At 53.5% G+C, this 5,877-nt stretch carries 9 protein-coding genes and 1 pseudogene; 6 read left to right on the forward strand and 4 right to left on the reverse strand.

The features are described 5' to 3' along the window. The coding region (locus ACREAY_RS09145; protein ID WP_431755465.1) for a hypothetical protein at positions 1–247 on the forward strand (247 nt) is incomplete at its 5' end. Here the strand turns inward: ACREAY_RS09145 and ACREAY_RS09150 are convergent. Both ACREAY_RS09150 and ACREAY_RS09155 read right to left on the reverse strand, forming a co-directional pair. Next, positions 237–596 (reverse strand): hypothetical protein, encoded by a 360-nt coding sequence (locus ACREAY_RS09150; protein WP_431755466.1) that lies wholly within the window; start codon positions 594–596, stop codon positions 237–239. The genes ACREAY_RS09145 and ACREAY_RS09150 overlap by 11 nt on opposite strands. Before the next feature lie 85 nt (positions 597–681). Then, on the reverse strand, positions 682–1,533 hold the full coding sequence (locus ACREAY_RS09155) for a S16 family serine protease (RefSeq protein ID WP_431755467.1): 852 nt from the start codon (positions 1,531–1,533) through the stop codon (positions 682–684). An 82-nt stretch (positions 1,534–1,615) separates the two neighbouring features. Here ACREAY_RS09155 and ACREAY_RS09160 point away from each other — a divergent pair, with 82 nt between their 5' ends. Continuing rightward, on the forward strand, positions 1,616–2,005 hold the full coding sequence (locus ACREAY_RS09160; protein ID WP_431755468.1) for a hypothetical protein: 390 nt from the start codon (positions 1,616–1,618) through the stop codon (positions 2,003–2,005). On the opposite strand, the gene ACREAY_RS09165 is transcribed toward ACREAY_RS09160, so the two are convergent. Further along, positions 2,002–2,340: a muconolactone Delta-isomerase gene (locus ACREAY_RS09165; protein ID WP_431755469.1), complete on the reverse strand. Its 339-nt coding sequence runs from the start codon at positions 2,338–2,340 to the stop codon at positions 2,002–2,004. The genes ACREAY_RS09160 and ACREAY_RS09165 overlap by 4 nt on opposite strands. A gap of 72 nt (positions 2,341–2,412) precedes the next feature. Here ACREAY_RS09165 and ACREAY_RS09170 point away from each other — a divergent pair, with 72 nt between their 5' ends. The 4 genes and pseudogenes from ACREAY_RS09170 (at position 2,413) to ACREAY_RS09185 (ending at position 5,066) form a co-directional block, all read left to right on the forward strand. Further along, positions 2,413–2,970: a hemerythrin domain-containing protein gene (locus tag ACREAY_RS09170; protein WP_431755470.1), complete on the forward strand. Its 558-nt coding sequence runs from the start codon at positions 2,413–2,415 to the stop codon at positions 2,968–2,970. Between the two features lie 4 nt (positions 2,971–2,974). Further along, positions 2,975–3,379: a hypothetical protein gene (locus ACREAY_RS09175; protein WP_431755471.1), complete on the forward strand. Its 405-nt coding sequence runs from the start codon at positions 2,975–2,977 to the stop codon at positions 3,377–3,379. A gap of 90 nt (positions 3,380–3,469) precedes the next feature. Beyond that, a pseudogene (locus ACREAY_RS09180) lies at positions 3,470–3,739 on the forward strand (rhodanese-like domain-containing protein); the annotation flags it as partial. Positions 3,740–3,767: 28 nt separating this feature from the next. Continuing rightward, complete coding sequence (locus ACREAY_RS09185; RefSeq protein ID WP_431755472.1) at positions 3,768–5,066, forward strand: MFS transporter; 1,299 nt, start codon at positions 3,768–3,770, stop codon at positions 5,064–5,066. A 32-nt stretch (positions 5,067–5,098) separates the two neighbouring features. On the opposite strand, the gene ACREAY_RS09190 is transcribed toward ACREAY_RS09185, so the two are convergent. After that, on the reverse strand, positions 5,099–5,877 hold a 779-nt coding region (locus tag ACREAY_RS09190), incomplete at its 5' end, for an MBL fold metallo-hydrolase (protein WP_431755473.1).

Below are 5,877 nucleotides of genomic sequence, written 5' to 3' on the forward strand. Positions count from 1 at the left end.
AGCTCTGATCTACCGGTGCCAGGACGGCCACGTCAGCTTTAGCAAGGATCTGAGGCATTGCGGCATGAAAGGCTGTGCCAACCCCGCAGAGCCGGTGAACAACATTGACGTCGAATGGTTCTACAAGATAAGCCCTGAGGGCCTTGCCATAAACGAGGCAGACCTGCACATGATCCTAAAAGACAACAACATGCCCAAGGACGTGAAAAAGCTTGTGCGGCAGGCCTTTCGGCACGTCAGCTCCTGACGGAAGCTATTCTCTTTATCCTGTGCGCGGCATGGCGGCCGTGCTTTTTGGCGACCACCTTGACCTTGTTTGACACAAGCGTGGTCTTTAGCATGGTCATCGCTGCGCCTTGCACGAGTCGCTCAGGATACATTTCCTGCAGGGCAAAAATGAGCGAGCTTGTCTTCGAAAAGAACGCGATGCCGACCTTTACCGCCAAGAACTTGCGCGTCCCCATCGTCATCGCGACCACCCTGTTCTGAAGCTGCTGGCCTATCGCCCCGGTGATTACCACCTGCGCGTTCTCGGCGTAGCGCATGAGCCGTATGGCCATCATGCTGAACACCAGCCCGATAAACGCGATCGTCATCTAGATGTCTCCTTCAAGTCAGACGCGGCTTGCGATTTAACCGGCCAAGCTAAAACAATTAGATGCAGGCCATAGCTGTGCCGAGCTAAAAGTATTCAAGGGCCTGAGAGATGTTTTCCACCTCGGCCACCTTCATGCCGTACCTCTCCTCGGTGGCCGGCGACAGCGGCTTTTCCTCTGATGTGCAGCTGCGGTACACAAAGGGCCCTTCCTGGCGCTCCTGGCAAACCTGCGACTCGTAGACTGCCTCGCCGGCGGGAACAAGCAAAAGTTTTGCGCCATGCTCTCCGGCAGCAAGTGCCTTTTCCGGCACGCCGCCAACCCGACCCACGGTGCCGTCAGGCTCTATCGTGCCGGTCACGAGGATGGTGCCATCGATGTCCTTGGACTGCAACTCGGAGATCAGGAGGAGGGTCATTGCCGCCCCTGCGCTTGGCCCGTCCACCGCCTCAAGCCCGCTTTCGTTGTTATCGCTCTTTATCGAAAAGATGACGTCCTTGCCAGACAGATCGGCCCGGGCATGCTGCTGGGCGACCTTGACGGCCGTCTTGGCAGAGGTCTGAAAGTCGACCCCCGCAGGGATCTCGGTGTTGACAAGCACGAGCCCCCTGCCGTCCCGAATGTCTACCATTATGTTCATGACGAGCCCCTCGTACTGGGTGCGCTGAAAGAACCCTTCGCTCACGACCACAGACCTCACGGCGACGGCTGCTATAGACTGGCTCGAATCTCCGGCCGCCGGAGGCGCTACCGGTTCCTGCGGCGCGGGTTCCGGCTTTTGGGGCGCAGGGGTCTGCGCAGCGCGCTCTTCAAGATCCGCGACATCGGACTGTAGGCCCGCGATTGCCCGGTCTTTTTCCTGCATCTGAGTGTACTGGACATAGTTGGCGGCAAGCGACGCGAGCAAGATGACTGCCAGCAAGACGGCGCCCTTCACGGATATGCAAATGCAAGAGCGCCAATTATAATTTTGCCACGCGCCGACACCTTAACATGACCCATGCGGAATTCTGGCACTGTTGCAGCACGAAGAGCTTTGCAAAAAGATCCTTGACCTTGACAGTTCGGTGCGCTTTGCCGCCCTTGCCGACCACCTAGGCTCCCTCCTGACGACGGTCTACAGGCAGGGCCTGACCCCGCTTGCCGCCAAGGAGGAGACGGCCAAGTTTGCAAGCCAGGCGGTGTTCATGACCGGCGCGCTCGGCGTCGGGCACAATTCAAAGATAGGCAGGATGCAATACGTGGTGGGCAGGTACGAGAACCTTATAAGGGCGACCATCCCGGTCGTCAACGGCTCGTTTGACAAGTTTTACCTGATGCTGTCTTTTGACGTAGGCTCTGACGTCGTTTCGATAATAGAGAAAAAGATCCTGCCGTTTTTGAAAGAAAACAGCGAGTCCTTTTCCTAGCCGCCGGGCTTTCTTGGCATCGCGCTCACTATTGACTGCAGCTCGGCTATCAGCGCATCCACCGACTTCATTTCAGTCAGCGGCCGGACCGTCCTGTTGACAAGGGGCATGGACGGCAGCAGAAACAGTATCTGCTGGAGCTCCTCGTTTGACGCGACGTCGAGCACCATGATGCCGCCCGGCGAGTCGGCAAACGCGTACGCGAATTTCAGCTTGCCTTGCTCTTTCAGGTCGCCATAGTTTGCAAAAGTCTGCTGCAGCATCTTCATCTGCGCTATGGCGACGTCCGGCTCGACAAACTCTAGCCGGACAGAGTCGACGACAAGAAACAGCACAGGTGTAAAATGCCCTTTCAAAGCGATAAGCCTATCGGTGCGTTATTATTCTGGCGCCGGCGAAAAAAGCGCATGTCGTCTACAGAATCGCTCCGCAACGACCACTTTTTGATTGAAAGGATGGTAAGGGCGCTCAACACGACTGCCGACCTGCTAAAGGCGGGCAAGGGCATACCGGCGCCATTTCTGGACCAGGCAATCGATTTTACTAAAAACTTTACCAACGTCTGCCACCACGGCAAGGAAGAGGGCTCGCTCTTTCCCGCCCTTGAAAAGAGAGGCATGCCCCGCGAAGGCGGGCCCATAGCAAGGATGCTTTTTGAGCACGAGATGACAAAGCAGCTGGCTGACAGGATGGCGGCGTCTGCGCAGGCATACGTCGCTACAGGCGATTCTGCGCAGCTGGTGGCAGACATTCGCGCCTACACAGAGCACGTGTCGTCGCATCTGGCAAAGGAAAACTTGCGCCTGTTTGTCATGGCAGACATGATGCTGCAGGGCAAGGCCGCGCAGGTGGGCAAGGAACTTGCCGACACGGAGGAGGCAAAATTAAAGGCCCTTGGCAAGACCCGCGGACACTATGAGGAGCTTGTCAGCAGCTACGACGCGGAAATAAGCCGGCAAGGGTAGGGCCTTGGGAATAGAGGACGACGTTGCAAGGGCGCTTGCAGAGCTCCACGCCCACTACTTGAAGGCAAACGAATACGACGAGGGCGACCCGATATTTTACCGCATAAACTACAGGCTCGCCGACACTTTTGCACTCACCAGGGAACAGGCAGAACAGTACCATGCGCAGTACCACAAAAGCAGGCCGCGCCAGATCTCCGGCGGGTTTTGCGACCGGTGCAACAAAGTCGTCACCATCATCCCGGTAATCTATGGCATCCAGGACAGCGACTTGGAGCGCGTGAAGGTGGCCGAAAGCGAGGGCAGGCTGATAATAGGCGACATCGGCCAGGTGCGCGCCGGCAACAAGGTCGCGATGTTTGGCTGCAAAGAGTGCAAGGGCGGGCTCGAAAAGTACGGCACCTTTTGACGAAAACTAGACCGTCGAACTTTACCGACGAATTCTGGGCAATCTCAAAATGGCAGAACTGCAGAAAACCTTGCAGGAAAGAAAGGCGATTTTGTCCTCATAGACGTGAGGGAAGCAGATGGGGTAGAAGAGGACGGCACGATTGAAGGAGAAGTCAACATACCGCTCTGGCAGCTGGTAAGAAAATCCCGGCAGGGCGCAATGGACGGCCTGAAAGGAGCGGAGATTGTCACCTGTTGCAACGGTGGCCACCGCGGCAACGTTGGCGCTGATGAGCTTGCCAGGAAAGGCTTCAAAGCGACCGCGACTGATGGCGGCTATTCGGCACGGAAGGAGGAGAAGGCAAAGAAGAATAAGTAATGCGTGAACTATCCAGACAGGATCGGCGTTGACAGACAAGTCAGGCAATAGCAGCAAGGACGACAAGTCAGCAACAAGGCAGGGGTTGCGTCAGAACCTCAGCCAATTTGTCATTCTCATAATTGTCAACGGCTTTGTAGGCGCAATGATTGGTCTTGAGCAGACAGTCTTGCCGCTCATCGGCAAGAATGTTCTTGGTATCGATTCAAATGTCATCATACTGTCCTTCATCGCGAGTTTTGGACTTGTCAAGGCATTTCTCAACCTCTATGCAGGAGCATTGGCTGAGAGGTTGGGAAGAAAGAAAGTATTGATCGTGGGATGGCTATTTGGGATCCCAGTCCCCTTCATCCTGCTGTTTGCCCCAGACTGGAACTGGATAATATTTGCCAATGTCTTGCTGGGAGTAAATCAAGCCCTAGCATGGTCGATGACTGTTAACATGAAAATTGACCTGGTGGGCAAGGAAAAGAGGGGCTTGGCGTTAGGATTTAACGAATTTGCAGGCTATATCTCGGTAGCAATAGTTGGATTTGCAACCGGCTACGTTGCATCCATTTACGGGCTAAAGCCATATCCGTTCTACATGGGCATTGCTTTTGCCCTTCTCGGCACTTTGCTGTCGATAGTCATAGTCAGGGACACCAGGAAATTCATGCAGTTAGAGATAAAGAATCATGATCAACCGAACAATGAACCTGATGCTGGCAATGCGGGCAGCCAGAGCAAGCTGACATTCAAGCAGGTGTTTGTTCAAACATCATGGCAAAACAGGACGTTGCTATCAGTAAGTCAGGCGGGTCTTGTAAACAACCTGATATTTGGCGTCACGTGGGGATTATTCACACTCTACTTTGCATCCTTTCAACTAAGTGTGAACGATATTGGCTTTCTTAAAGCCCTGCATCCCGCTGTATGGGGCCTCTTGCAGCTCGGTACCGGTTCATTGAGTGACAGGATTGGCCGAAAGGTGCTGATCTACAGCGGCATGATTGTCCAGGCATTAGGAATCTGGATTGTATTGTATGGAAATTCCATGATTGCCTGGATAGGGGGGATGTCTTTGATAGGTGTGGGTACCGCATTTGTCTACCCTACTCTACTGGCAGCAATCAGCGACATTGCTCATCCGGCATGGCGGGCTACTTCCTTGGGCGTCTATAGATTCTGGCGTGACTTGGGTTTTGTATTTGGGGCATTGGGAGTAGGCTTCCTGGCAGACTTTCTGGGAGCTAACGCGGCCATTCATACTGTCGCGTGGATTGCTTTATCATCTGGAATCTTTGTATTTGTCGTCATGCGAGAGACAATCTCAAAGAAGGCTTGAGATCATCATGCTATCATTTAGGTTAGCCAATATCACATTCTGACTGCACACGAGTTAGGCCCTGCTTCCAAGTCCCCCATGTTGATTCGGTCGCAGGGAACAAGCTGCTTGTTTATCTGGATTATCTTCTGGTAATTGGCTGGCCTGGGAGGCACCGAAGAAACCATGAACTTGACGAATTCTTCCTTCGACATGGACAAAAGTTTGACCTTTTTCTTTACAGAACCAATGGTGTCTGCAACAAGCTCTCCATGCTTCAATGTAATTGAGCTGGGGTCAAAGTGAGCAGGGAGGATTACGGTGTCATCAGGAAGCTTTAGTATCTTGTCATGATATGTGTTGTAAAGGTCGGTTGCAAACTCTTTTGCCCTGTCATGCAGGTCAGGTCTGCCGACTCCATTGACAAACAGAGTGTCCCCGGAAAAGAGATAGTTCTTCTTTCCCGCCTCTGAATCTAAAGTCAACATGTAGCAAATACTTCCCTCCGTATGGCCCGGAGTATGGATGGCAGTAAGCGAGACGCCATCGCCAATTCGTATCCTATCTCCATCTCCCATTGACTTTACATCGACTCCGAGATCACTGGCCGGCTCGTAGCCTTCTTTTGCGCCAAAGTGCGAGTTGGCTCCTGTTGACTTTCCAAGCGATGAAAGCCCGGAGACGTGATCTGCGTGCATATGGGTATCAATCACGTTCATTATATTCAGCCCATTTTCCTTTGCAAGCAGCAAGACTGAACCGTCAAAGTCGCAGGTGGAATCAATAACTGCGGCAGCGTTCCCAGAAGCAATAACATAAGTCAGACAGCCTT

The organism is Nitrososphaera sp. (assembly GCF_050748925.1).
Classification (GTDB): domain Archaea; phylum Thermoproteota; class Nitrososphaeria; order Nitrososphaerales; family Nitrososphaeraceae; genus Nitrososphaera.

Bases quoted from the DNA above. Each gene is read 5' to 3' on its own strand.
- ACREAY_RS09170 (WP_431755470.1), top strand. From the start codon at position 2,413: ATGTCGTCTACAGAATCGCTCCGCAACGACCACTTTTTGATTGAAAGG.
- ACREAY_RS09150 (WP_431755466.1), bottom strand. From the start codon at position 596: ATGACGATCGCGTTTATCGGGCTGGTGTTCAGCATGATGGCCATACGG.